The following is a 24,202-nucleotide window of genomic DNA, read 5'->3' as shown; positions in this document are numbered from 1 at the left end:
TTTTGTTCGCATGATAAGCCATGTGTTTTTCTTATAATTAGGGCTTTATGCTGCTTTTAATTTCACAGGCAATATAAGCATCTGGTTTTAGGATCCCGCCTTGCCTTTAAACGTTATAAGCGTTTAAATTGCGCCCCAGATATTGTCAGACCGACTGTATTTGCGTGGTAAATCGAAAAACTATTCTTCGCCACGTCGTGCGGGAAGCATATCCCGCTGGAATAACATGATATTGCTGCCGTATTGTCCCGCTGGGGCTGGCGGAAAATTCATCACTTTCAACACCACATCCACAGGCATCAAACGTTTATGACCCATCGTTTAAAACCACGCGACATCATGGCACTGGGCTTTATGACCTTCGCCCTGTTTGTTGGCGCAGGGAACATTATTTTTCCACCCATGGTCGGCCTGCAGGCCGGTGAACACGTCTGGACTGCGGCAGTCGGCTTTCTGATTACCGCCGTTGGTCTGCCGGTACTAACCGTTGTTGCGCTGGCCAAAGTGGGCGGCGGCATCGACAGCCTGAGCACGCCGATTGGTAAAGCCGCCGGGGTACTGCTGGCGACCGTATGTTATCTCGCCGTAGGGCCGTTATTCGCGATCCCGCGTACCACGACCGTTTCTTTCGAAGTAGGGATTGCCCCGCTGACCGGCGACGGCGCAATGCCGCTTCTGATCTACAGCCTGATCTATTTCGCACTGGTGATCCTGGTGTCGCTCTACCCGGGCAAACTGCTGGATACGGTGGGGAATTTCCTCGCGCCGATGAAAATTATCGCCCTGACCGTGCTCTCCGTGGCCGCGCTGGTCTGGCCGGCGGGTCCAATCAGCGACGCGATGGACGCCTACAAAAATGCGGCCTTCTCCAACGGCTTTGTGAACGGCTATCTGACCATGGATACGCTGGGCGCGATGGTCTTCGGCATCGTGATTGTTAACGCCGCCCGTTCACGCGGTGTTTCCGACGCCCGCCTGCTGACGCGTTACACCATCTGGGCCGGTCTGATTGCCGGTGTGGGCCTGACGCTGCTCTATCTGGCGCTGTTCCGCCTGGGTTCTGACAGCGGGACGCTGGTTGAGCAGTCTGCTAACGGCGCGGCAATTCTTCATGCTTACGTCCAGCACACCTTTGGTGGTGCGGGCAGCCTGCTGCTGGCGGCGCTGATTTTCCTGGCCTGTCTGGTGACGGCGGTTGGCCTGACCTGCGCCTGTGCCGAGTTCTTCGCGCAGTACCTGCCGTTCTCGTACCGCACGCTGGCGTTTATACTGGGCGGCTTCTCGATGCTGGTATCCAATCTGGGCTTAAGCCATCTGATCCAGATTTCTATTCCGGTACTGACGGCTATCTACCCGCCGTGTATCGCACTGGTTGTACTCAGTTTCACTCGCTCATGGTGGCATAATTCGTCGCGCATCATCGCGCCTGCCATGTTTATCAGCCTGGTGTTTGGCATCCTCGACGGCATCAAAGCCTCCGCGTTTGCTGACATGTTACCGGCCTGGACGCAGCGTTTACCGCTGGCGGAACAGGGTCTGGCGTGGCTGATGCCAACCGTGGTGATGGTGGTCCTGGCAGTGGTCTGGGATCGCACCGCAGGACGTCAGGTGACTTCCAGCGCACATTAATCAAGGGTTGCAAATTTAACCACGGGCCTTAACATCCCGTGGTTTTTTATTTTTAGCGACGGCACAGGAAAGAATGGAAAGTACGAACAAGCTAAAGCGGGGCTTAAGCACCCGGCATATCCGCTTTATGGCGCTGGGCTCGGCAATTGGTACGGGCCTTTTCTATGGTTCAGCCGACGCCATTAAAATGGCCGGGCCGAGCGTGCTGCTGGCCTATATTATTGGCGGCGTGGCGGCCTATATCATCATGCGCGCACTGGGCGAGATGTCCGTGCACAACCCTTCCGCCAGCTCGTTTTCACGCTATGCGCAGGAAAACCTCGGCCCGCTCGCGGGGTATATCACCGGCTGGACCTACTGTTTTGAAATCCTGATCGTCGCCATCGCCGACGTCACCGCCTTCGGCATTTATATGGGCGTCTGGTTCCCGGATGTGCCGCAATGGATCTGGGTTCTGAGCGTGGTGATGATCATCAGCGCCGTCAACCTGATGAGCGTGAAGGTCTTTGGCGAACTGGAGTTCTGGTTCTCCTTCTTTAAAGTCGCCACCATTATCATCATGATCGTGGCGGGTATCGGCATCATCTTCTGGGGGATTGGCAACGGCGGCCAGTCGACGGGTATCCATAATCTGTGGAGCAACGGCGGCTTCTTCAGCAACGGCTGGATCGGCATGGTGATGTCGCTGCAAATGGTGATGTTTGCCTACGGCGGCATCGAAATCATCGGCATCACCGCTGGTGAAGCGAAAGATCCGGCGAAATCCATTCCGCGCGCCATTAACTCAGTGCCGATGCGTATTCTGGTGTTTTACGTCGGCACCCTGTTTGTGATCATGTCGATTTACCCGTGGAATCAGGTCGGCACCCAGGGCAGCCCGTTTGTGCTGACCTTCGAGCACCTCGGCATTACCTTTGCTGCCAGCATCCTCAACTTCGTGGTGCTGACCGCGTCGCTGTCGGCAATCAACAGCGACGTCTTCGGCGTAGGGCGTATGCTGCACGGTATGGCGGAGCAGGGCAGTGCGCCGCAGTTCTTCGCCAAAACCTCCCGTCGCGGCATTCCGTGGGTCACGGTGCTGGTGATGACCATCGCGCTGCTGTTCGCGGCCTGGCTTAACTACGTCATGCCGAAAAACATCTTCCTGGTGATCGCGTCACTGGCGACCTTCGCCACCGTGTGGGTGTGGATCATGATTTTGCTCTCGCAAATCGCTTTCCGTCGCCGCCTTTCGCCGGAAGAAGTCAGCGCGCTGAAATTTAAAGTGCCGGGCGGCGTGGCCACCACCGTGGTCGGCCTGCTGTTCCTGGTGTTTATCATTGCGCTGATTGGCTACCACCCGGAAACACGCATTTCGCTGTACGTCGGCTTTGCGTGGATCGCGCTACTGCTGGTGGGCTGGGCGTTTAAGCGCCGTCACGACCGCAACCGCGTAAAAGTATAATGATGTTCCTCCGGGCGGCATCTGGCTGCCCGGTCATTTCCTCCTCCCCCGATCTCCTCCCTCAATTATTAACGCCGTGATGAGTTATCCTTAAAAGCCCTGTGGCAAGGTGGCGTCATTTTTATAAAAGGGGAAAACCGATGTTGAACGCCTGGCATCTTCCGGTTGCGCCGTTTATTAAACGCAATAAAGATCAGCTTGTTATCACCCTCTGGCTTTCGGGCAGCGATCTGCCGACGCGGGTTAAACTGCGTGCGGAAAAAGACAATGAAGAATATTCCATTGAGATGCACCGCCATCGTCTCGCCCCGCAACCGGGCATTGTCGCCTGGCGCGCGCGCATCGATTTGACCGAAGGCCAGCCGCGCCGTCGCTACAGCTTTAAGCTGCTGTGGGACAACCGACAGTGCTGGTTCACGCCGCAGGGATTCGCCCGTTTTCCGCCCGCGCGCCTTGAGCAGTTTGCGGTGGATTACCCCGACAACGGCCCGCAGTGGGTGGCGGATCAGGTGTTTTACCAGATCTTCCCGGATCGCTTCGCCCGCAGCCTGCCGCGCACGGCTAATCAGGACAACGTGTATTATCATCACGCCGCCGGGCGCGAAATCGTGCTGCGCAACTGGGATGAACCGTTAACCGCGGAAGCGGGCGGATCGACTTTTTACGGCGGCGATCTCGATGGCATCAGCGAAAAACTCCCGTACCTGAAAAAACTCGGTGTCACCGCGCTCTATCTCAACCCGGTGTTTACCGCGCCGAGCGTGCATAAATATGACACCGAAGATTATCGCCATGTTGATCCGCAGTTTGGCGGCGACCAGGCGCTGCTGCGTCTGCGCGCTAACACCCAGCGCGAGGGGATGCGGCTGTTGCTCGACGGCGTGTTCAATCACAGCGGCGACTCCCACGCCTGGTTTGATCGCCACAATCGCGGCACCGGCGGGGCGTGCCACAACCCGGATTCCCACTGGCGGTCGTTTTTTAGCTTCTCGGACGAGGGCCACGCCCTCGACTGGCTCGGCTACCCCAGTTTGCCGAAGCTGGATTATCAGGCCGACGCGCTGGTGGATGAGATCTACAAAGGCGAAGACAGTATTGTGCGCCACTGGCTGAAAGCGCCCTGGAGCATGGACGGCTGGCGGCTGGACGTGGTGCACATGCTCGGTGAAGCGGGCGGCGCGCGCAATAATTTGCTGCACGTCAGCGGCATCAGCCAGGCGGCGAAAGAAACCCGCCCGGATGCCTATATCCTTGGCGAGCATTTTGGCGATGCGCGCCAGTGGTTGCAGGCCGACGCGGAAGACGCGGCGATGAACTACCGGGGCTTTACCCTGCCGCTGTGGGGATTTCTGGCGAATACCGATATCTCATACGATCCGCAGCACCTCGACGCCCGCGATTGCGTGGCGTGGATGGATAACTATCGCGCGGGCCTGTCGCATCAGCAGCAGCTACGCATGTTCAACCAGCTCGACAGCCACGACACCAGCCGCTTCAAAACGCTGCTCGGCAAAGACATCGCCCGGATGCCGCTGGCGGTGGTCTGGCTGTTTAGCTGGCCCGGCGTGCCGTGCATCTATTACGGCGATGAGGTGGGGCTGGATGGCAGCAACGATCCTTTCTGCCGCAAGCCGTTCCCGTGGGATAAAACGCAGCAGGATGCCAGCCTGTTCGCGCTTTACCAGCGGATGATCAAACTGCGCAAGCAAAGCCGCGCCCTGCGCTACGGCGGCTGCCAGGTGCTGCATGCCGAAGGCGATGTAGTGGTGTTTGTGCGCGTCTGGCAGAACGAGCGCGTGCTGGTGGCGATCAACCGGGGTCAGCCGTGCGAAGTGGTTTTAACCGATTTAGCGCTGGTCAGCGTCGACGCCTGGCACTGCAAAGAGGGTAACGGTTACCTGGAAGATGGCGTGCTTGGCCTGCCTGCAATTTCAGCAACAGTGTGGCGCGGGAGTGAGATTCGAACTACTATCCCGGCATAACTGAACTCTTTTACCTCAGGTAAAACCATGGATGAGCTTTTACTGATTGCCGGTATTGTGCTGTTTTTCGTGTTGATCGTCGCACCCTGTCTGGCGGTTATGGCATGGCGAAAAAGCAGCGATGCACAAAGGGAACTGGGCGCGCTGCGTGAACGGGTCGCCCTTCTTGAGCAAAGTCTGGCGGGCGGGGAGCAGGTCGTTCCGCAAATGACGCCTGCGCCTGTCATGCAGGAGATCGCGCCACCTGCGATGCCTGTGCAGGCGGCCACGCCGCACGATGTCTGGGGTGCGCCTGTGATTGCGCCCCCGGAACCTGTACCTGAATCCGCACCTGAAACTGCGCCTGAACCGGAATCTGTCCCTGAGGCTATTCCCACTCCCCGCGAAAACCCGCTCGGCGGCACACTCACCACGCTGGTGGGCTGGTTTATGCGCGGCAATCCGCTGGCCAAACTCGGCATTCTGCTGCTGTTTCTTGGGCTGGCGTTTTTATTCCGCTACAGCGTGGAGCGCGATCTTTTCCCGCTGGAATTGCGGCTGGCAACGGCGTCGCTGGCGGCGGCCGGACTGCTCTATCTGGGCTGGCGGCTGCGGCATAAGCAGCGGGTTTATGCCCTGATCTTACAGGGCGGTGCCACGGGTGCGCTCTATCTTACGGTGTTTGGCGCATTCCGCCTGTGGCAGATGCTGCCGATGACGCTGGCGTTCGGGCTGTTGCTGCTGATCTGTGCGATAAGCGTGGCGCTGGCGGTGCTGCAACGTGCCCTGAGTCTGGCGATGCTGGCGAGCCTCGGCGGGTATCTCGCGCCGCTGTTGCTCTCGACCGGCAGCGGTAATTTCATCGCGCTCTTTTCGTTCTACCTCCTGCTCTCCTGCGGCATTCTCGCCATCAGCGCCTGGCAGCACTGGCGCGAGCTGAATCTGCTCGGCATGGCATTTACCTTCGGCATCGGCGGTATCTGGGGATTGCACGATTACCGGCCTGAGTTCTACCTGATCTGCCAGCTTTTCCTCATCGTTAATATCCTGCTGTTTGGCGTGCTGAGCGTCGGCTTGTCGCTGCGCGCGCAGCGGGGCGATCGGCGGGTGCTTGATGGCATTTTACTGTTCGCACCGCCGCTGCTCGGCTTCGGGATGCAGTACGGTCTGACCCATGATTACGCTTTTGGCCCGGCGTTTTCGGCGCTGGGTTTTGGTGCGTTTTACCTGACGATGGCCTGGCTGGTGCTGAAGCGTTACCCGACGCTGGGAAGACCGCTGCTGCTGGCGGCGCTGGCACTGGGCGGTGCGTTTGTCACCCTGGCAATTCCGCTTGCACTCTCTATGCGCTGGACCTCAATGGCGTGGGCGCTGGAGGGGCTTGGCATCCTCTGGCTGGGCGTCATGCAGCAACAGCGGCGGATGAGCTACAGCGGCACGGCGCTGTTGGTGATGGCGCTGGGAAGCGCGTTGTGGGTGGCGCAGGAACCGTTGCCGCCGCTGTCAGAACTGATGATTTTTGGCGTGTTGAGCCTCACCTGGCTTGCGGGCGCGTGGCTGTGGCGCGGGCTTGAGAAACAGGGCAGTTATACGCTGCTGGCAGGTTCTGTTCTCTTCTGGCTGCTGGCGCTGCACGGCCTGTCGCTGCTGGCGTTAAGCGGATTTATGGCGACGATGCCAGGCGTGCTGGCGCTGCTCGGCGTGAGCGTTCACCTCTGGCGGATCGCCAGCCACCGGCTGAACTGGCCCGTGCTGGGCTACGCCATCTGGCTGCTGTGGCCCGCGATGCTCGCCACGCTCTGCTGGCAGATCGGTGAAGGAGCGATTTTCGACGCTGGCTGGCAAAATCTTGCCTGGCTTATCGCGCTGCCTTCCGCGTTCTGGCTGCTTGCTAAGGAGAACGTCACCTTCGTGAAGTACTTCTCGCAGGCGCTGCATCTGTCGCTGTTCTGGCTGATCCTCACCGCGCTTGCGGCGGAGTTGTGGTGGTTTATCGACTCGCTCGGCTGGGGAATGATGCCGTGGCAGGCCGGACTGCCGATGGCCGCGGGCGCGGCGGTGATCCTGCTGGTCAACGCCGGGTTAAACCGTGGCCTGTGGCCGCTGCGCGTCTGGCCGGTGTGGTACGGTGCGCTGGCGGCAGCCCCGCTGGTGCCGGTTTTATTGATGCTGCTGGTGCTGGCAAACCTTCATCACGGCACGGCGGTGGGCTGGCGCTATCTGCCGCTGGTCAATCCGCTGGAAGAGGGCGCGGCCTTCGCGCTGCTCGCGCTTTATGTGCAGGCACGGTTGTGCGCACGCGCCTTGCCGACATTTGCCGCTGAAATCAACAAATGGGTACCACTGGCGCTGGCAGCACTGGCGTTCTGGTGGCTTAACGGCGCGCTGATGCGCACGCTGGCCTGGTACGGGGAAATCACCTGGACGGCAGATGCGCTGTGGGCATCGCGGCTGGTGCAGACCACCTTTGCTCTGTTCTGGATGCTGGTGGCGCTGCTGGTAATGGTGCGGGCAACGCGTCAACACTCCCGCCAGCACTGGCTGTACGGTGCGGGGCTTCTGGGCGTGGTGATCGTCAAATTAATGCTGGTGGACAGCGCGCACGGCGGCGGACTGGCGCGTGCCATCGCCTTTATCGGCGTGGCGGTTCTGGTGCTGATCGTAGGATATTTCGCGCCGCTGCCGCCAAAAGCACGGCAGGCGCAAAGCGAGGGAGAAGGGCAATGAAAATCGTCAACAATCTGCTGCTGTGGGCGCTGCTGGCTGTGGCACTGCCGGGCTGGGCTCAGGATGAGCGCCAGGAAACGCCGCAGGATTATGCGTGGGGCGCTGCGATCAACGCGCAAACGCCTTCCCCGCTGTACCAGTTGAGCCTGCCGGAAAATGTCTACACCGAAAGCGCCTGGTCCGATCTGCGCGATGTGCGGGTTTTTAACCAGAAGGGCGAGACGGTGCCCTTTACCCTGATCCCGGACGTACAAAAAAATCAGCAGGTGGAAAGCCTGGCGCTGCGCGTTTTCCCGGTGGCGGCGATGCCGGAGAAAAATACCGGGGCCGACACGCTCTGGCTGCGCTCACAAAACGGCATTGAAATTCGTCTGGAAGGCGACGTGAAAGAGGCCACGGGCGCACGCTATCTGCTGGCGCTGCCTGACGGGCGCAAGGATGAATTTACGCTGTCGCAGCTAAAACTCGCCTGGCGGGACGCGCCCGCTAACTGGCAGGGGCGGGTGGACGTATTTTATAGCAGCGATTTAAAAAGCTGGTTACCGTTTGCCGGTGATATGCCCCTGATGGATTTGACCACGGGCGGTGACCGGTTGCTGCTCGACAGCGTGGAAAACACAATGACGATAATGCCGCCGGATATCCGCTACCTGCTGGTGGTATTCCGCGATGCCGCGCATTCCGTGACGCTGACCGGGGCGACGGCCATTGCTAAAGGGCATGTCGATGACGTCAAAAATATCCCCCTTGCGGCCACCGAAAGGGCGGTTTCCTCGTCGGTGAGGGAGTACCACTGGCCGCAGCCACAGCCGCTGGTAACCCTCAACCTGGAAATGCAGAACGGGCAGGCGCTGCCGGTGCAGATTGATTATCGCCGTGATGCGCAGGCCGAGTGGCAGCCATTGACGAAAAAAGTGATTTATCAGTTCAACGGCAGTGCGTCAGGGGCCATTGCCCTTGATGGCGGTGGGGTGCAGGCGATCCGCGTTACGGCAATCAACGGACAACTGGGCGATGCGCAGATCGCCGTCAGCGGTGAGCGCGTCAGTCAGATGCTGGTCTTTAACGCGCAGGGGAACGGCCCGTTCTTACTCGCCTGGGGGAATAAGGCGGCACGGACGCAGGCGCTGGAGGAGACCATGCTGCTCCCGCCTGAGCTGCGGCAATCCGGGGCCGGTACGCTGCCCTATGCCGATGCGCAGGAGAAAATCACGCTCGGCGGCGAAGCCCGGCTTACGGCGGTGGATCCGGTGGAACAGCGCAGCCAGTGGCAAACTATGCTGCTCTGGGCCGCGCTGGTGTTGGGCGTGCTGGTGTTTATCTGGATTGCGCTAAAAATCTGGCGCGAAGTGCGCGGGCAGGCGTAGCGCCTACAGCGCTTTCTCTTTCGCCTGCGCCATCATGCGGGGATAAAACTGCCAGAACAGGTTTTCCAGTGCGTCGTAGTGCGTATCCAGGTCCTGCCAGGAATCGCGTAGCGCATCGAGCCGCGGGCGGCGGCTCGCCATCCCGTTTAAAACCTGCTGGATAAACGCCATTTCGCGGTAACGCTCCAGCCACCTTTCCGACCACAGGTATTCATTAAGGTTAACGAACCGCGCAGGTGAGGTGGGGAGAATGGTGGCGACCTGTGCGTGGGCGTAGCCGACGAAGGCTGACAGCGGCATGTCGGGCGAAATTTGCGACCAGTGACGCGAGAGAAAATGGTCCCACATCACGTCGAGCGTAATCGGGGCGACCCGGCGGGTGTGCGGGCGAAACCATTCTTTGGCTTCGCGCACTTCGGGCAGGTTATCGGTCATCACGTCGATGCGGCGGTGCATATGAATGCCGTCGACGACCTCAGCCGGGTAATCATCCTGCGGATTACCGCGAACAAAATCAGCGAGTAAATTCCCGGACAGCGAGCTGTCGGCCAGGTGAGCAAGGTGCAGGTGAGCAAGAAAGTTCATTGTTATACTCTTTATACTTCGAGTTGCATGTGCGTTGGCTGCACTCGTTCACACCAGTCACAGAGTTATCTCTGCTCCTGGTGATTCGCTCGTTTGCCGCCTTCCTGAAACTCGAATTATTTCGAGTATATTTTGAGCCGACAGAGGGTAACGGTTGCAGGGAGCACGCCCCGGCACTAGACTACCCGCCTCTTTGTTAAGTCTTGAGTTAGTGTCATGCGTGTTGCCGATTTTTCCTTTGAATTACCCGAATCCCTGATAGCCCATTACCCACAAGCTGAGCGCAGTAGCTGCCGTTTACTGTCGCTGGACGGGCCGTCCGGCGCGCTGACACACGGTACTTTCACCGATTTGCTCGATAAGCTCAACCCTGGCGATCTGCTGGTCTTTAATAACACCCGCGTGATCCCGGCGCGTCTGTTTGGTCGTAAAGCCAGCGGCGGCAAGATTGAAGTGCTGGTTGAGCGGATGCTCGATGATAAACGTATTCTGGCACATATTCGCGCCTCCAAAGCACCGAAGCCAGGTGCCGAACTGCTGCTGGGCGACGATGAAAGCATTAATGCGACGATGATCGCCCGCCACGACGCGCTGTTTGAAGTCGAATTCCACGACGAACGCCCGGTGCTGGATATCCTCAACGCCATCGGCCACATGCCGCTGCCGCCGTATATCGATCGCCCGGACGAAGACGCCGACCGCGAGCTGTATCAGACCGTCTACAGCCAGAAGCCGGGTGCCGTCGCCGCACCAACCGCAGGTCTGCACTTTGATGAACCCTTGCTGGCGCGTCTGCGCGAGAAAGGTATTGAACAGGCCTTTGTCACGCTGCACGTGGGCGCGGGTACCTTCCAGCCGGTGCGCGTCGATTCTATCGAAGATCACATCATGCACTCCGAATACGCCGAAGTGCCGCAGGAGGTGGTCGACGCGGTGCTGGCCGCCAAAGCGCGCGGCAATCGGGTAATCGCCGTCGGCACCACGTCGGTACGCTCCCTTGAGAGCGCGGCCCAGGCCGCCAAAAACGATCTGATCGAGCCGTTCTTTGGCGATACGCAAATCTTTATTTATCCGGGCTATCAGTACCGGGTGATTGACGCCCTGGTGACCAATTTCCACCTGCCGGAATCCACGCTGATTATGCTGGTTTCAGCGTTTGCTGGTTATAAAGCCACCATGCAGGCCTACGACGCGGCAGTAAAAGCGGAATATCGCTTTTTTAGTTACGGGGATGCGATGTTTATCACGTACAATCCGCACGCGGTAAACGAGCGTCCGGGCGAGTGAGTTTTCCTTGCGTGCCACCCTCACCCTAACCCTCTCCCTGAGGGAGAGGGAACGGATCGAGCACGACCCGGACCCGCCTTTCTCCTCTCGCTGAGGGAGAGGGGATGAAACGGGCACGGAACCGCCTTTCCCCCTCTCCCTCAGGGAGAGGGCCGGGGTGAGGGTGATACCCTCCTTCATCCCGCAATATTAACCATCAGACTGTCTCTCTGATGCAGGAGAAACGTAGTGAAATTTGAACTGGATACCACCGACGGGCGCGCACGCCGTGGCCGCCTGGTGTTTGATCGCGGCGTCGTTGAAACGCCTGCTTTTATGCCTGTAGGCACCTACGGCACCGTAAAAGGGATGACGCCGGAAGAAGTTGAAGCCACTGGCGCACAAATCATCCTCGGTAATACCTTCCACCTGTGGCTGCGTCCCGGCCAGGAAATCATGAAGCTGCATGGCGACTTACATGACTTCATGCAGTGGAAAGGGCCGATCCTCACCGATTCCGGCGGCTTCCAGGTTTTCAGCCTGGGCGACATCCGCAAGATCACCGAAGCGGGCGTGCACTTCCGCAACCCAATCAACGGCGATCCGATTTTCCTCGATCCCGAAAAATCGATGGAGATCCAGTACGATCTCGGCTCCGACATCGTGATGATCTTCGACGAATGTACGCCGTACCCGGCGGACTGGGATTATGCGAAGCGCTCCATGGAAATGTCCCTGCGCTGGGCAAAACGCAGCCGCGACCGCTTTGATTCGCTTGAGAACAAAAACGCGCTGTTCGGCATTATTCAGGGCAGCGTTTACGAAGATTTACGCGATATCTCCGTCAAAGGTCTGGTAGAGATAGGCTTTGATGGCTACGCTGTCGGCGGTTTGGCTGTCGGCGAGCCGAAAGCAGATATGCACCGCATTCTTGAGCATGTTTGCCCGCAAATCCCGGCAGATAAACCGCGATACCTGATGGGCGTCGGTAAACCAGAAGATCTGGTTGAAGGTGTGCGTCGCGGCATTGACATGTTTGACTGCGTGATGCCAACACGTAATGCGCGTAATGGCCATCTGTTTGTCACCAAAGGCGTAGTGAAAATTCGCAATGCGAAGTACAAAAGCGACACTGGCCCGCTTGATGAAGAGTGTGATTGCTATACGTGTCGCAATTATTCGCTCGCCTACTTGCATCATCTTGACCGTTGCAACGAAATATTGGGCGCGCGCCTCAATACCATTCATAACCTGCGTTTCTACCAGCGCTTAATGGCTGGTTTACGCAAGGCTATCGAAGAGGGTAAATTAGAGAGCTTCGTGACCGATTTTTACCAACGTCAGGGCCGGGATGTTCCACCTTTGAACGTTGATTAATTTTAATAATGAGGGAATTTGAATGAGCTTTTTTATTTCTGATGCGGTAGCGGCAACAGGTGCTCCGGCGCAGGGCAGCCCGATGTCTCTGATTCTGATGCTGGTGGTGTTTGGTCTGATCTTCTACTTCATGATCCTGCGTCCACAGCAGAAACGCACCAAAGAGCACAAAAACCTGATGAACTCCATCGCGAAAGGCGATGAAGTGCTGACCAACGGTGGCCTGGTAGGTCGCGTGACCAAAGTAGCAGAAACGGGCTACATTGCTATCGCACTGAACGATACCACTGAAGTGGTTATCAAACGTGACTTCGTAGCTGCCGTTCTGCCGAAAGGCACCATGAAGGCGCTGTAATCTTTCGTTTTCCCAAAGGGAACTGCCGTGTTAAACCGTTATCCTTTGTGGAAGTACATTATGCTGGTCGTCGTGATTATCGTCGGCCTGCTTTACGCACTTCCCAACCTGTATGGTGAGGATCCGGCTGTTCAAATCACTGGCGCGCGCGGTGTCGCCGCCAGTGAGCAAACGCTGATCCAGGTCCAGAAAACTTTACAACAAGAAAAAATTCCCGCTAAGTCTGTGGCACTGGAAGAGGGCGCTATTCTGGCGCGCTTCGACTCCACCGATATGCAGCTTCGCGCTCGTGAGGCGATGCTCAGCGTATTGGGTGACAAATATGTTGTCGCGCTGAACCTTGCGCCCGCAACGCCGCGCTGGTTATCCACCATCAACGCCGAGCCGATGAAACTCGGTCTCGACCTGCGTGGCGGCGTGCACTTCCTGATGGAAGTGGACATGGATACCGCCCTCGGTAAGCTCCAGGAACAAAATACCGACAGCCTGCGTAGCGATCTGCGTGAGCAGGGCATCCCTTACACCAACGTGCGTAAAGAAGATAACTATGGCGTCAGCATTGTGTTCCGCGACAGCGCGGCGCGCGATAAAGCCATCAGCTATCTGACCGCGCGCCATCGCGATATGGTGATCACCAGCCAAAGCGGTAACGCTCTGCGCGCGGTCATGACCGATGCGCGTCTGAGCGAAGCGCGTGAATACGCCGTTCAGCAGAACATCAATATCCTGCGTAACCGTGTAAACCAACTGGGCGTGGCTGAGCCGCTGGTTCAACGTCAGGGTGCTGACCGCATCGTGGTTGAACTGCCGGGTATTCAGGACACCGCTCGCGCGAAAGAAATTCTGGGCGCAACCGCGACGCTGGAATTCCGTCTGGTAAACACGAACGTCGATCAGTCGGCGGCGGCTTCTGGCCGTGTACCGGGTGATTCCGAAGTGAAACAGATGCGCGAAGGCCAGCCAGTTGTGCTGTACAAACGCGTGATCCTGACCGGTGACCACATCACCGATTCCACTTCCAGCCAGGACGAATACAACCAGCCGCAGGTTAACATCTCGCTTGATAGCGCAGGTGGCAACATCATGTCTAACTTCACCAAGGACAACATCGGTAAACCGATGGCGACCCTGTTTGTGGAGTACAAAGACAGCGGTAAAAAAGATGCCAACGGGCGCGCGGTGCTGGTGAAACAGGAAGAAGTGATTAACGTCGCGAATATCCAGTCTCGCCTGGGTAACAGCTTCCGTATTACCGGTATCAACAACCCGAACGAAGCGCGTCAGCTGTCGCTGCTGCTGCGTGCGGGTGCGCTGATTGCGCCGATTCAGATCGTTGAAGAACGCACGATCGGTCCAACCCTTGGGATGCAAAACATCACTCAGGGTCTGGAAGCGTGTCTGGCGGGTCTGGCCGTTTCCATCCTCTTCATGCTGTTCTTCTATAAGAAGTTTGGCCTGATTGCGACCACTGCGCTTATCGCGAACCTGGTGCTGATTGTTGGCATTATGTCCCTGCTGCCAGGGGCGACGCTGACGATGCCGGGGATCGCGGGTATCGTCTTAACCCTTGCGGTGGCGGTGGATGCGAACGTACTGATCAACGAGCGTATTAAAGAAGAACTGAGCAACGGTCGCTCTGTCCAACAGGCGATTGATGAAGGTTACAAAGGGGCGTTTAGCTCCATCTTCGATGCGAACGTAACAACACTGATCAAGGTTCTGATCCTGTATGCAGTGGGTACTGGCGCGATCAAAGGCTTTGCTATTACTACCGGTATCGGTGTGGCAACGTCGATGTTTACCGCTATTGTCGGCACCCGTGCCATCGTGAACCTGCTGTATGGCGGCAAGCGCGTCAAAAAGCTGTCTATCTGAGGAGTGCGTTGTGGCACAGGAATATACTGTTGAACAATTGAACTACGGCCGTAAAGTCTGGGACTTTATGCGCTGGGATAACTGGGCGTTCGGCCTCTCCGGTTTTCTGCTGATCCTGTCACTGGTCATTATTGGCGTGAAAGGCTTTAACTGGGGTCTGGATTTCACCGGGGGCACGGTCATTGAAATCTCGCTGGAAAAACCAGCCGATATGGATTTGATGCGTGAATCGCTGGAGAAAGCAGGTTTTGCCGATCCGCTGTTGCAGAACTTTGGCAGCAGCCGCGACATCATGGTGCGTATGCCGCCAGCCGAAGGCGCGAACGGCGGCCAGGCACTGGGCAGCAAGGTCGTGAGCGTGATTAACGAAGCGACCAGCCAGAATGCCGCTGTGAAGCGCATTGAGTTTGTCGGGCCGAGCGTGGGTGCCGATCTGGCACAAACGGGCGCGATGGCGCTAATGGTGGCCCTGATCTCCATCCTGGTGTATGTCGGTTTCCGCTTTGAGTGGCGTCTGGCTGCCGGTGTGGTTATTGCGCTGGCGCACGACGTGATCATTACCATGGGCGTGCTGTCGCTGTTCCATATCGAAGTTGACCTGACCATCGTGGCATCGCTGATGTCGGTGATCGGTTACTCGCTTAACGACAGCATCGTGGTTTCCGACCGTATTCGTGAGAATTTCCGCAAGATCCGCCGCGGAACGCCTTACGAAATCTTTAACGTGTCGCTGACCCAGACGCTGCACAGGACCTTGATCACCTCAGGTACCACGTTAGTGGTTATCCTGATGCTCTACCTGTTCGGTGGCGCAATGCTGCAGGGCTTCTCCCTGACCATGCTTATCGGTGTTTCCATCGGTACGGCATCGTCCATCTACGTCGCGTCCGCGCTGGCGTTGAAACTGGGCATGAAGCGCGAGCATCTGCTGGTGCAAAAAGTCGAGAAAGAAGGCGCGGATCAACCGTCCATCCTTCCGTAACTTTTGCTCCGCTGAAAGAAGATCCCGGTCAACAGGCCGGGATTTTTTTATTCTGACTATTCGTTTTTGCGCTACTCTGCCTGTTCACGTCCAGATGACAGGGAGCACTTTGCAATGAACAGGCCCGCCCATTCGTTTGTCCTTCAGTCCATACCCCAACCCACCTGCTGGCACAATCTGCCATCGGTCACGCTCAGCGATGCCACCCTGAAAGCGCGTAAAGCGCGGGTGATTGCGCAGATGCAGCGGCTGGCGCTGGATGCGCTGGTGGTGTACGCCGATAAAGAGCACGGCGGCAATTTTGAATACCTGACCGGATTTATTCCCCGCTTTGAAGAGGCGCTGCTGGTACTGCATCAGTCGGGCGAGGCGGTGCTGGTGCTGGGTAATGAGAATCTCAAGCTGGCGCGTTATGCCCGTCTCGAAAACCGGGTGCTGCACGCGCCGTGGTTTTCGCTGCCCAATCAGCCGATGACGCATGACGTCACGCTGGCGGAATTACTCCAGCAGGCAGGCCTGACCGATAAACTCCGTGTCGGCGTGGCGGGCTGGAAGCTGTTTACCGGTACGCAGGATGTTCCTGAGCAGATGTTCGATGTGCCGTACTTCATCATGCAGACACTCCACGCGGCCGTCACACCCGGAACGGCGGTGGTCAACGCCACCGGGGTGTTTATCTCGCCCGATTCCGGCGCGCGCGTGGTTAACAACGCCAACGAGCTGGCGCATTACGAATACGGCGCGAATCTGGCGTCCACGGCCATTCTCACTGCGCTGAATGCCATTGAACCGGGTAAAACCGAAAAGCAGATCGGCGCATGTCTGGCAGCCCAGGGCCAGCCGCATAATGTGATCTCCATTGCCGCCACCGGCGAGCGTTTCGCCAACGCCGGTCTTTACCCGGGCGATAAAATTATTACCCTCGGCGATAAGTTTTCCCTGACCACCAGTTACAAAGGCGGCTTAAGCAGCCGGGCGGCGTATGTGGTCCATGATGCGTCAGAACTGATGCCGGAGGTGGCGAATTATCTGGACGTGGTGGCGATCCCTTATTACCGCGCGGTAGTCGCCTGGCTTGAAAACCTGCGCGTCGGGGTGACGGGCGGTGAGATTTACGCGCTGATAGAATCAGTATTACCGAAAGCGGAATACCACTGGCATCTGAATCCGGGGCATCTGGTCGCCGACGAAGAGTGGTTGTGCTCGCCGATCGCGCCCGGTTCTTCGCAAACGTTAAAAAGCGGCATGCTGCTGCAAATCGATATTATCCCGTCACGGGCGGGGTATGCGGGTGCGAGTATTGAAGACACGGTGGCGCTGGCGGATACCGCCTTGCGGGAACAACTGGCGAGTGAGTACCCGGATCTGTGGGCGCGCGTCCAGCACCGGCGGGCGTACATCACCAGCACGCTGAATATTCAACTGCCTGAAGAGGTGCTGCCATTCTCCAACACGGTGGGGTATTTGCGCCCGTGGCTGCTGGATAAGTCGTCGGCATTGGTGTGTAAAAATTAAAAAAGCCCGGCAGCGCTTGCCGGGCTTATCAGGCCGATTAGAAGTTGTAACCTGCCACCAGGTAACCACCCCAACCGGTAGAACGCACGCTGAAGTTGCCGTTGCCGAAGTTCAGGCTCGCGTCGTCGTTCCACTGACCGCCGTTGTGCCAGTAACGGGCAACTACCGAGTAGTGCCAGTGATCGTAGCTCAGAGACAGGATGTGGCTGGAGGCGATAGAGTCGTTGGTACGCGCTTTACGACCGTTCAGATCGCGGAAGCCGTTGTCGCCAAGGTCTGAACCCCAGTCAAAGTTAGTGAAACCGATGTAGCTCAGGTTGCCGCCCCACAGTTGGGTGATCGGCACGAAATATTTCACTTTGAAACGGTAGCCGTCCCACTCATTTTCGTTCTCTGCCAGGTAGTTCTGCCACTGGTATTTTGCATAGACGTTCAGAGAGAGGCTCATCGGCAGGCCGGTTTCGATATCCGTGCCCAGACCCATGTACCAGGTGCTCTGACGGCCAGATTCGTTGCGACCCATATCGTAGATATAGTTGTTGGCGAAATACCACTCTTTGAACGGGCCAAACGCCAGGCTGGTGTCGGTCAGTTTGTCGATAGAGAAGCGCGGTTCGATTTCCATAAACAGCGGAGAACCGTGGTTCCAGATCCCTTTCGCATCGGTGTTACCGCCGAAGAAGACCGGCGCATCCAGATAGCCATAAAAATCAAACCAGTCTTTTTTCGCGAACGCTTCATATTCCAGATAGGTATCGTTGCGGATCTGCGGTCCAAAACGGGTGTGATAGCTGCCCACCACGTTTACGCTCTGGTGCCACCAGTCAGAGACGAATTCCGGTTTGTCGTTTTCAGCCGCGTTAGCAGAGAAAGCGGAGGAGAGCGCCAGTGCCGCACCGGCGACGAGTAAAGTTTTTTTCATAGTTTAGCCACTGATTGAGTTCCCTTACGGGAGCGAAAGGACGCGCAAATTGCGTTACTAAATGTTTTGTATTTCTGCGGGCTATTATAAGTATCCTTGCTCACAAAAATATGTGTTGTTTCACAGATCTGTCACACGCGTAATCGATTGCGTTCACGTTTGCGTAGATAAAACGGCGCGATTGTACTGGCAATAATTCACATTGCCAATATTTGATGGGAAATCAGTGGCGCAAAGAAGAAGGGCGGCTGGCACCGCCCTGTAAGAATTTATTGCGTGATGGCAGGCTGAATATCGTGAATACGCACAAAGCCTAACTGCTCAGGCGTGATACCGTTAAGCTGCAACGGAATATCCACATCGCTCGGGGCAAGCGTGCTGGCGGGCGCATTAATCAGCTGATTTTGCACATTAACTTCCTGGAAGTTTTCTGTGGTGCCCTGAATTTGACCCCACTCGACGGTGCCGCTAAACGCCGGGAGCGGATCGTTAGATTCTCCCTGAATGCGCAGCGTCACACGCGTACCGCCTGCATTGGGTGCCACATCCTTCAGCGACATTTTCAGCATTCCAATCTGGCTGTGCAGGCGGGCAGGGGTATTGGCCCCCGGCAACAAGTACACGCCATTGCTGGATTTGGCATTCAGTGAGTTTTGCTGAGTGATTTTCACCGTTTCCTGATTCAGCTTGCTCATCTCTTTGTTAAGCGTGCTTACACTTTGATGCAACTGGCGCACTTCGCTTTGCTGTGCACAGGCGCTGAGGGCAAAAGCGCTCATCAGGAGCAGCGATTTAAGGTAACGTCTTGTCATTGTGTCGGTTTCCTTCAACATAGCATTGCTGTTAATAGTAGTCCGGCGGCGCGGCGCTGGCATCGATCCTTTGTCTCAAAAGCGGTCTTGCCTTTGTTGTCGTGCCAGTTCGGGTTAAAATAGGTTTCATATCACTTTACCGTCAGGACGCCGTATGCATTGCCCATTTTGCTTAGCCGTGGATACCAAAGTAATCGACTCTCGTTTGGTGGGCGAAGGTTCATCCGTACGCCGTCGCCGCCAGTGCCTGGTCTGTAACGAGCGCTTTACGACCTTCGAAGTGGCCGAACTGGTCATGCCGCGCGTGGTGAAGAGCAATGAAATCCGCGAGCCGTTTAACGAAGATAAATTACGCAACGGCATGCTCCGCGCGCTGGAAAAACGCCCGGTCAGCGCCGATGACGTCGAAATGGCGCTCAATCACATCAAATCGCAACTGCGTGCTACCGGCGAGCGCGAAGTCCCCAGCAAAATGATCGGCAACCTCGTGATGGAGCAGCTTAAAAAGCTCGATAAAGTGGCCTATATCCGCTTTGCCTCCGTTTACCGCAGTTTCGAAGATATCCGCGAATTTGGCGAAGAGATCGCCCGCTTACAGGATTAAGTTCATGCAGGACGAAATGTACATGGCGCGTGCGCTGAAACTGGCGCAGCGCGGGCGTTTTACCACCCATCCCAATCCGAACGTCGGCTGTGTGATCGTCAAAGACGGCGTGATTGTCGGGGAAGGTTTCCACCAGCGCACGGGCGAACCCCACGCCGAAGTTCATGCCCTGCGTATGGCAGGCGAGAAGGCGCGCGGTGCCACGGCTTACGTGACGCTGGAACCCTGTAGCCACCACGGCCGCACGCCGCCCTGCTGCGAAGCGCTGATTGCCGCCGGGGTGAGCCGGGTGGTTGCGGCGATGCAGGACCCTAACCCGCAGGTCGCCGGGCGAGGGCTGTACCGTCTGCAACAGGAAGGCATTGAAGTCAGCCACGGGCTGATGATGAGTGAAGCGGAAAACCTCAACAAAGGCTTTTTGAAACGGATGCGCACCGGCTTTCCGTATGTGCAACTGAAACTGGGCGCGTCCCTCGATGGTCGCACGGCGATGGCCAGCGGTGAAAGTCAGTGGATCACCTCCCCGGAAGCGCGCCGGGACGTGCAGCGCCTGCGTGCGCAGAGCCATGCTATTCTCACCAGCAGCGCCACGGTGCTGGCCGACGATCCTCTGCTTAACGTGCGCTGGGGTGAGCTTTCAGCCGACACCCAGGACCTGTACGCCAAAGAGGATCTGCGTCAGCCGTTGCGCATTGTGATCGACAGCCAGAACCGCGTCACGCCTGCGCATCGTCTGGTGAATCAGCCCTGCGAAACCTGGTTTGCCCGCACCCGGCCGGATGCACAAAACTGGCCGGAGAACGTACGCCATATTACTGTGCCGGAACACAACGGCCATCTTGACCTGGTGGTCATGATGATGTTGCTCGGTCGCGAGCAGATTAACAGCATCTGGGTTGAAGCCGGTGCCAGCCTTGCCGGTGCACTGTTAAGCGCGGGACTGGTGGATGAACTGGTGGTTTACCTTGCGCCGACGCTGCTCGGAAGCGACGCGCGCGGCCTTTGCGTTCTGCCAGGACTTGAAAAACTGGCCGACGCGCCGCAGTTTACATTCAGTGAAATTCGACAGGTGGGGCGCGATATTTGCCTGCATCTGACCAACGTGTAATGCCCTCGTAAAAGGGAAGCAGTGCGCGAATTATTATGATAAAATCCGCCCCCCTTGTGGGGCAAATGAACCCGTAAAGGAAGAGTATGAACATTATTGAAGCTACCGTTGCTGCCCCGGACGCTCGCGTCGCCATCACCATTGCGCGTTTCAACAACTTCATCAACGACAGCCTGCTGGACGGCGCTATTGATGCGTTAAAACGTATCGGTCAGGTTAAAGATGAAAACATCACCGTGGTTTGGGTTCCAGGTGCCTATGAGCTGCCTCTGGCTGCGGGTGCGCTGGCGAAGACCGCTAAATATGATGCGATTATTGCGCTCGGCACGGTGATCCGTGGCGGTACCGCTCACTTTGAATATGTGGCTGGCGGTGCAAGCAATGGTCTGGCGCATGTCGCTGAAAGCAGCGAAATTCCGGTAGCCTTTGGTGTACTCACCACTGAAAGTATTGAACAAGCCATCGAGCGCGCGGGTACCAAAGCGGGTAACAAAGGTGCTGAAGCGGCACTGACCGCGCTTGAGATGATTAATGTATTGAAGGCCATTAAAGGCTGATTTTTTTGTAAGGGGAATTCCGTGAAACCTGCTGCTCGTCGCCGCGCCCGTGAGTGTGCCGTTCAGGCGCTTTACTCCTGGCAGTTGTCCCAGAACGACATCGCCGATGTTGAATACCAGTTCCTGTCTGAACAGGATGTCAAAGATGTCGACATCGCGTATTTCCGCGAACTGCTGTCCGGGGTGGCGACTAACAGCGCATATCTCGACGGACTGATGAAGCCTTACCTGTCCCGTTTGCTCGAAGAGCTGGGCCAGGTTGAGAAAGCGGTGCTGCGCATTGCGCTGTTTGAACTGTCAAAACGTGCTGACGTGCCTTACAAAGTGGCCATTAACGAAGCCATCGAACTGGCTAAGACCTTTGGCGCTGAAGACAGCCACAAGTTCGTCAATGGCGTGCTGGATAAAGCCGCACCCGCGATCCGCCCCCACAAAAAGTAATCTCTGGTCTGCGTAACGAAGTGCTGATGGCATTTCGTTGCGCGCCAGGCTCCCGTCTATTTTTCTGCTGAGGCATAACGTATGGCATGCGGCGAATTCTCCCTTATTGCCCGTTATTTTGACCGAGTCAGACGTGCGCGTCTGGATGTCGAAACCGGCATTGGTGACGATTGCGCACTGCTCAACGTCCCGGAAAAACAAACGCTGGCGATCAGCACTGATACGCTGGTATGCGGCAATCACTTTTTGCCGGACATTTCTCCCGCCGATCTGGCGCATAAAGCACTGGCCTCAAACTTAAGCGATCTGGCTGCCATGGGCGCAGATCCGGCCTGGCTTACCCTTGCACTGACGCTGCCCGAAGTGGATGAAGCGTGGCTTGCTGCCTTCAGCGACAGCCTGTTTGAGCAAATTAATTACTACGATATGCAACTGATCGGCGGGGACACCACGCGTGGACCGCTGTCGATGACGTTGGGTATTTACGGCTACGTTCCCGTGGGCCGCGCATTGAAACGTTCCGGCGCAAAACCGGGTGACTGGATCTACGTCACCGGCACGCCGGGTGACAGCGCCGCCGGGCTGGCGATTTTGCAAAACCGCCTGTGCGTTGAAGACGCGAAAGACGCCGACTGGCTGGTAAAACGCCATCTGCGCCCGACGCCGCGCATTCTGCAGGGGCAGGCGTTACGCGGGCTGGCGAGTTCAGCTATCGATTTATCTGACGGTCTTAGTTCCGATCTTGGGCATATCCTGAAAGCCAGCGACTGCGGGGCGTTTATCGATATGGACGCCATGCCGTTGTCCGAGGCGATGCAACGACACGTCGATCCTGAGCAGGCTCTGCACTGGGCGCTGGCGGGCGGCGAAGATTACGAGCTGTGCTTTACCGTGCCGGAACTCAATCGCGGTGCGCTTGATGTGGCGCTAAAGCAGACTGGCACGCAGTTCACCTGCGTGGGCCAGATGAGCGCAGATGTCGAGGGCATCAGCTATACCCGCGCGGGCCAGCCGGTGAAATTTGATTTAAAAGGATACGATCACTTTGCAGCGCACTAAAGATATCGCTAAAAGCCGTCTTAATTTACGCAATCCCTGGCATTTGCTGGCCACTGGTTTTGGCAGCGGCTTAAGCCCAATTATGCCAGGAACCGCAGGCTCGCTGGCGGCCATTCCCTTCTGGTATCTGATGACCTTCCTGCCGTGGCAGCTTTACTCGATGGTGGTGATGTTATCGATCAGCATCGGTGTGTATCTTTGCCACCAGACCGCGAAAGACATGGGCGTGCACGATCACGGCAGCATTGTCTGGGATGAATTTATCGGCATGTGGATCACCCTGATGGCGTTGCCCACCAACGACTGGCAGTGGGTCGCCGCCGGATTTGTGCTGTTCCGTATTTTTGATATGTGGAAGCCCTGGCCGATCCGCTGGTTTGACCGCAACGTGCATGGTGGGATGGGGATTATCGTGGATGATATCGTTGCCGGGATCGTGGCGGCGGGGATTTTGTACTATATCGGGCATCACTGGCCGATTGGGATTATCTAACAACACCACCCTCACCCTAACCCTCTCCCTGAGGGAGAGGGGACAAACCGTGCGTGAACTCGCCTTTCTCCCTCTCCCTTTAGCCGGGAGAGTTGCCCGCCTTTCTCCCTCTCCCCTGGGGAGAGGGCCGGGGTGAGGGGTTACTTAAACCCCACCACCGCATGCTGCTTATACGGCGTTTCCAGCTCGGCAATCTGCTCTTCAGTCAGCGTCAGATCCACCGCCTGAAGTAACTCCTCAAGCTGTTCCTCCCGCGAGGCACCGATAATCGGCGCGACCACGCCCGGTTTGCTCAGAAGCCATGCCAGTGCCACCTGCGCCCGCGTTGCACCCGTCTCTTCCGCCACGCCCGCCAGTCGTTCCGCGATTTGCGCGTCGCTGGCATCTGCATCGTTATACAAATTTTTCCCCACTTCGTCAGAGACCAGGCGGGCGGTGGTTTCCCCCCACGGACGCGTCAGGCGACCACGCGCCAGCGGACTCCAGGGGATCACGGCGATGCCTTCCTGATAGCATAGCGGCAGCATCTCCCGCTCTTCTTCGCGGTAGATCAGGTTGTAATGGTTCTGCATGGTCGCAAAAGAGGCCCAGCCGTGCTGTTTTTGCAGCGCCAGCGCCTGAGCAAACTGCTCGCTGTGCATCGACGATGCGCCGATAAACCGCGCTTTGCCGGATTTCACTACTTCATCCAGCGCTTCCAGCGTCTCTTCAATCGGCGTGTTGTAATCCCAGCGGTGGATTTGCAGCAGATCGACATACTCCATGCCCAGACGACGCAGGCTGTCGTCGATGGAGCGCAGGATTTGCGCGCGGGAAAGGCCTTCGGTGAGATCGCCGGACGGGTAATACACTTTGGTTGCGACCACCACTTCTTCGCGGCGGGCAAAATCTTTCAGTGCGCGACCAACGATCTCTTCACTGCTGCCATCGGAATAGCTGTTCGCGGTATCGAAAAAGTTGATACCGCCTTCAAGGGCGTGTTTGATGATCGGGCGGCTGCTCTCTTCGGGCAAGGTCCAGGCGTGATTCCCGCGGTCTGGTTCACCAAAAGTCATACAGCCCAGACAAAGACGGGAAACCTTGAGATCTGTTTTTCCTAACGTGTTGTATTGCATGGTTCCAC

21 protein-coding genes are annotated in these 24,202 nt (G+C 57.3%); 17 read left to right on the top strand and 4 right to left on the bottom strand.

Annotated elements, in window-relative coordinates:
* The first annotated feature begins 309 nt into the window (after positions 1-309).
* The 5 genes from brnQ (at position 310) to BM373_RS08535 (ending at position 9,128) form a co-directional block, all read left to right on the top strand.
* The gene (gene brnQ, locus BM373_RS08555; RefSeq protein WP_090460986.1) at positions 310-1,629 is read left to right on the top strand and encodes a branched-chain amino acid transporter carrier protein BrnQ; all 1,320 of its coding nucleotides are present in this window, start codon (positions 310-312) and stop codon (positions 1,627-1,629) included.
* Positions 1,630-1,702: 73 nt separating this feature from the next.
* The gene (gene proY, locus BM373_RS08550) at positions 1,703-3,073 is read left to right on the top strand and encodes a proline-specific permease ProY (RefSeq protein ID WP_090460985.1); all 1,371 of its coding nucleotides are present in this window, start codon (positions 1,703-1,705) and stop codon (positions 3,071-3,073) included.
* A 140-nt stretch (positions 3,074-3,213) separates the two neighbouring features.
* Positions 3,214-5,055, top strand: a complete 1,842-nt coding sequence (gene malZ, locus BM373_RS08545; RefSeq protein WP_090460984.1) for a maltodextrin glucosidase — start codon at positions 3,214-3,216, stop codon at positions 5,053-5,055.
* Between the two features lie 27 nt (positions 5,056-5,082).
* On the top strand, positions 5,083-7,761 hold the full coding sequence (locus BM373_RS08540; RefSeq protein ID WP_090460983.1) for a DUF2339 domain-containing protein: 2,679 nt from the start codon (positions 5,083-5,085) through the stop codon (positions 7,759-7,761).
* Positions 7,758-9,128: a DUF3999 family protein gene (locus BM373_RS08535; RefSeq protein WP_090460982.1), complete on the top strand. Its 1,371-nt coding sequence runs from the start codon at positions 7,758-7,760 to the stop codon at positions 9,126-9,128. Before BM373_RS08540 ends, BM373_RS08535 begins: the two co-directional genes overlap by 4 nt.
* Before the next feature lie 3 nt (positions 9,129-9,131).
* Here the strand turns inward: BM373_RS08535 and acpH are convergent, their stop codons facing one another.
* A complete protein-coding gene (acpH, locus tag BM373_RS08530) occupies positions 9,132-9,713 on the bottom strand; it encodes an ACP phosphodiesterase (protein ID WP_090460981.1) in 582 nt (193 codons plus the stop codon).
* A 216-nt stretch (positions 9,714-9,929) separates the two neighbouring features.
* Between acpH and queA the strand changes: the two genes are divergently transcribed.
* The 6 genes from queA (at position 9,930) to BM373_RS08495 (ending at position 17,083) form a co-directional block, all read left to right on the top strand.
* Positions 9,930-11,000, top strand: coding sequence for a tRNA preQ1(34) S-adenosylmethionine ribosyltransferase-isomerase QueA (queA, locus tag BM373_RS08520; protein WP_090460979.1), 1,071 nt, complete (start codon positions 9,930-9,932; stop codon positions 10,998-11,000).
* A 228-nt stretch (positions 11,001-11,228) separates the two neighbouring features.
* Positions 11,229-12,356 (top strand): tRNA guanosine(34) transglycosylase Tgt, encoded by a 1,128-nt coding sequence (gene tgt / locus BM373_RS08515; protein ID WP_090460978.1) that lies wholly within the window; start codon positions 11,229-11,231, stop codon positions 12,354-12,356.
* A gap of 22 nt (positions 12,357-12,378) precedes the next feature.
* Entirely contained in the window at positions 12,379-12,711 is a 333-nt protein-coding gene (yajC, locus tag BM373_RS08510; protein ID WP_002890398.1) for a preprotein translocase subunit YajC, read from the top strand.
* A gap of 27 nt (positions 12,712-12,738) precedes the next feature.
* A complete protein-coding gene (secD, locus tag BM373_RS08505) occupies positions 12,739-14,586 on the top strand; it encodes a protein translocase subunit SecD (protein WP_090460977.1) in 1,848 nt (615 codons plus the stop codon).
* A gap of 10 nt (positions 14,587-14,596) precedes the next feature.
* Entirely contained in the window at positions 14,597-15,568 is a 972-nt protein-coding gene (gene secF, locus BM373_RS08500) for a protein translocase subunit SecF (RefSeq protein ID WP_090460976.1), read from the top strand.
* Positions 15,569-15,682: 114 nt separating this feature from the next.
* Complete coding sequence (locus BM373_RS08495; RefSeq protein WP_090460975.1) at positions 15,683-17,083, top strand: M24 family metallopeptidase; 1,401 nt, start codon at positions 15,683-15,685, stop codon at positions 17,081-17,083.
* Positions 17,084-17,120: 37 nt separating this feature from the next.
* Here the strand turns inward: BM373_RS08495 and BM373_RS08490 are convergent, their stop codons facing one another.
* Entirely contained in the window at positions 17,121-18,005 is an 885-nt protein-coding gene (locus tag BM373_RS08490; RefSeq protein ID WP_090460974.1) for a nucleoside-specific channel-forming protein Tsx, read from the bottom strand.
* 269 nt (positions 18,006-18,274) lie between these two features.
* Positions 18,275-18,817, bottom strand: a complete 543-nt coding sequence (locus BM373_RS08485) for a SadB/YajI family lipoprotein (protein ID WP_090460973.1) — start codon at positions 18,815-18,817, stop codon at positions 18,275-18,277.
* 154 nt (positions 18,818-18,971) lie between these two features.
* Here BM373_RS08485 and nrdR point away from each other — a divergent pair, with 154 nt between their 5' ends.
* The 6 genes from nrdR to pgpA all read left to right on the top strand — a co-directional run bounded on the left by nrdR (position 18,972) and on the right by pgpA (position 23,079).
* Positions 18,972-19,421 (top strand): transcriptional regulator NrdR, encoded by a 450-nt coding sequence (gene nrdR / locus BM373_RS08480; RefSeq protein WP_090460972.1) that lies wholly within the window; start codon positions 18,972-18,974, stop codon positions 19,419-19,421.
* Positions 19,422-19,425: 4 nt separating this feature from the next.
* A complete protein-coding gene (ribD, locus tag BM373_RS08475) occupies positions 19,426-20,529 on the top strand; it encodes a bifunctional diaminohydroxyphosphoribosylaminopyrimidine deaminase/5-amino-6-(5-phosphoribosylamino)uracil reductase RibD (RefSeq protein WP_090460971.1) in 1,104 nt (367 codons plus the stop codon).
* Positions 20,530-20,615: 86 nt separating this feature from the next.
* Entirely contained in the window at positions 20,616-21,086 is a 471-nt protein-coding gene (gene ribE, locus BM373_RS08470) for a 6,7-dimethyl-8-ribityllumazine synthase (RefSeq protein WP_090460970.1), read from the top strand.
* A 21-nt stretch (positions 21,087-21,107) separates the two neighbouring features.
* Positions 21,108-21,527 carry a transcription antitermination factor NusB gene (gene nusB / locus BM373_RS08465; RefSeq protein ID WP_072567523.1) on the top strand — a complete coding sequence of 140 codons (420 nt, stop codon included), beginning with the start codon at positions 21,108-21,110 and terminating at the stop codon, positions 21,525-21,527.
* 81 nt (positions 21,528-21,608) lie between these two features.
* On the top strand, positions 21,609-22,586 hold the full coding sequence (thiL, locus tag BM373_RS08460; protein ID WP_090460969.1) for a thiamine-phosphate kinase: 978 nt from the start codon (positions 21,609-21,611) through the stop codon (positions 22,584-22,586).
* Complete coding sequence (gene pgpA / locus BM373_RS08455; RefSeq protein WP_090460968.1) at positions 22,567-23,079, top strand: phosphatidylglycerophosphatase A; 513 nt, start codon at positions 22,567-22,569, stop codon at positions 23,077-23,079. Before thiL ends, pgpA begins: the two co-directional genes overlap by 20 nt.
* Positions 23,080-23,219: 140 nt before the next feature.
* On the opposite strand, the gene BM373_RS08450 is transcribed toward pgpA, so the two are convergent.
* Positions 23,220-24,194 (bottom strand): aldo/keto reductase, encoded by a 975-nt coding sequence (locus tag BM373_RS08450; protein ID WP_090460967.1) that lies wholly within the window; start codon positions 24,192-24,194, stop codon positions 23,220-23,222.
* Positions 24,195-24,202 lie beyond the last annotated feature (8 nt).

This window comes from Enterobacter sp. kpr-6 (assembly GCF_900116015.1).
Taxonomy (GTDB): domain Bacteria; phylum Pseudomonadota; class Gammaproteobacteria; order Enterobacterales; family Enterobacteriaceae; genus Enterobacter_D.
This window is presented reverse-complemented; position numbering and strand designations above follow the sequence as displayed.

Bases quoted from the DNA above. Each gene is read 5' to 3' on its own strand.
- ribD (WP_090460971.1), top strand. From the start codon at position 19,426: ATGCAGGACGAAATGTACATGGCGCGTGCGCTGAAACTGGCGCAGCGC.
- yajC (WP_002890398.1), top strand. From the start codon at position 12,379: ATGAGCTTTTTTATTTCTGATGCGGTAGCGGCAACAGGTGCTCCGGCG.
- malZ (WP_090460984.1), top strand. From the start codon at position 3,214: ATGTTGAACGCCTGGCATCTTCCGGTTGCGCCGTTTATTAAACGCAAT.
- BM373_RS08485 (WP_090460973.1), bottom strand. From the start codon at position 18,817: ATGACAAGACGTTACCTTAAATCGCTGCTCCTGATGAGCGCTTTTGCC.
- brnQ (WP_090460986.1), top strand. From the start codon at position 310: ATGACCCATCGTTTAAAACCACGCGACATCATGGCACTGGGCTTTATG.
- BM373_RS08495 (WP_090460975.1), top strand. From the start codon at position 15,683: ATGAACAGGCCCGCCCATTCGTTTGTCCTTCAGTCCATACCCCAACCC.
- nrdR (WP_090460972.1), top strand. From the start codon at position 18,972: ATGCATTGCCCATTTTGCTTAGCCGTGGATACCAAAGTAATCGACTCT.
- BM373_RS08535 (WP_090460982.1), top strand. From the start codon at position 7,758: ATGAAAATCGTCAACAATCTGCTGCTGTGGGCGCTGCTGGCTGTGGCA.
- BM373_RS08450 (WP_090460967.1), bottom strand. From the start codon at position 24,194: ATGCAATACAACACGTTAGGAAAAACAGATCTCAAGGTTTCCCGTCTT.
- thiL (WP_090460969.1), top strand. From the start codon at position 21,609: ATGGCATGCGGCGAATTCTCCCTTATTGCCCGTTATTTTGACCGAGTC.
- BM373_RS08490 (WP_090460974.1), bottom strand. From the start codon at position 18,005: ATGAAAAAAACTTTACTCGTCGCCGGTGCGGCACTGGCGCTCTCCTCC.
- proY (WP_090460985.1), top strand. From the start codon at position 1,703: ATGGAAAGTACGAACAAGCTAAAGCGGGGCTTAAGCACCCGGCATATC.
- acpH (WP_090460981.1), bottom strand. From the start codon at position 9,713: ATGAACTTTCTTGCTCACCTGCACCTTGCTCACCTGGCCGACAGCTCG.
- ribE (WP_090460970.1), top strand. From the start codon at position 20,616: ATGAACATTATTGAAGCTACCGTTGCTGCCCCGGACGCTCGCGTCGCC.
- BM373_RS08540 (WP_090460983.1), top strand. From the start codon at position 5,083: ATGGATGAGCTTTTACTGATTGCCGGTATTGTGCTGTTTTTCGTGTTG.
- queA (WP_090460979.1), top strand. From the start codon at position 9,930: ATGCGTGTTGCCGATTTTTCCTTTGAATTACCCGAATCCCTGATAGCC.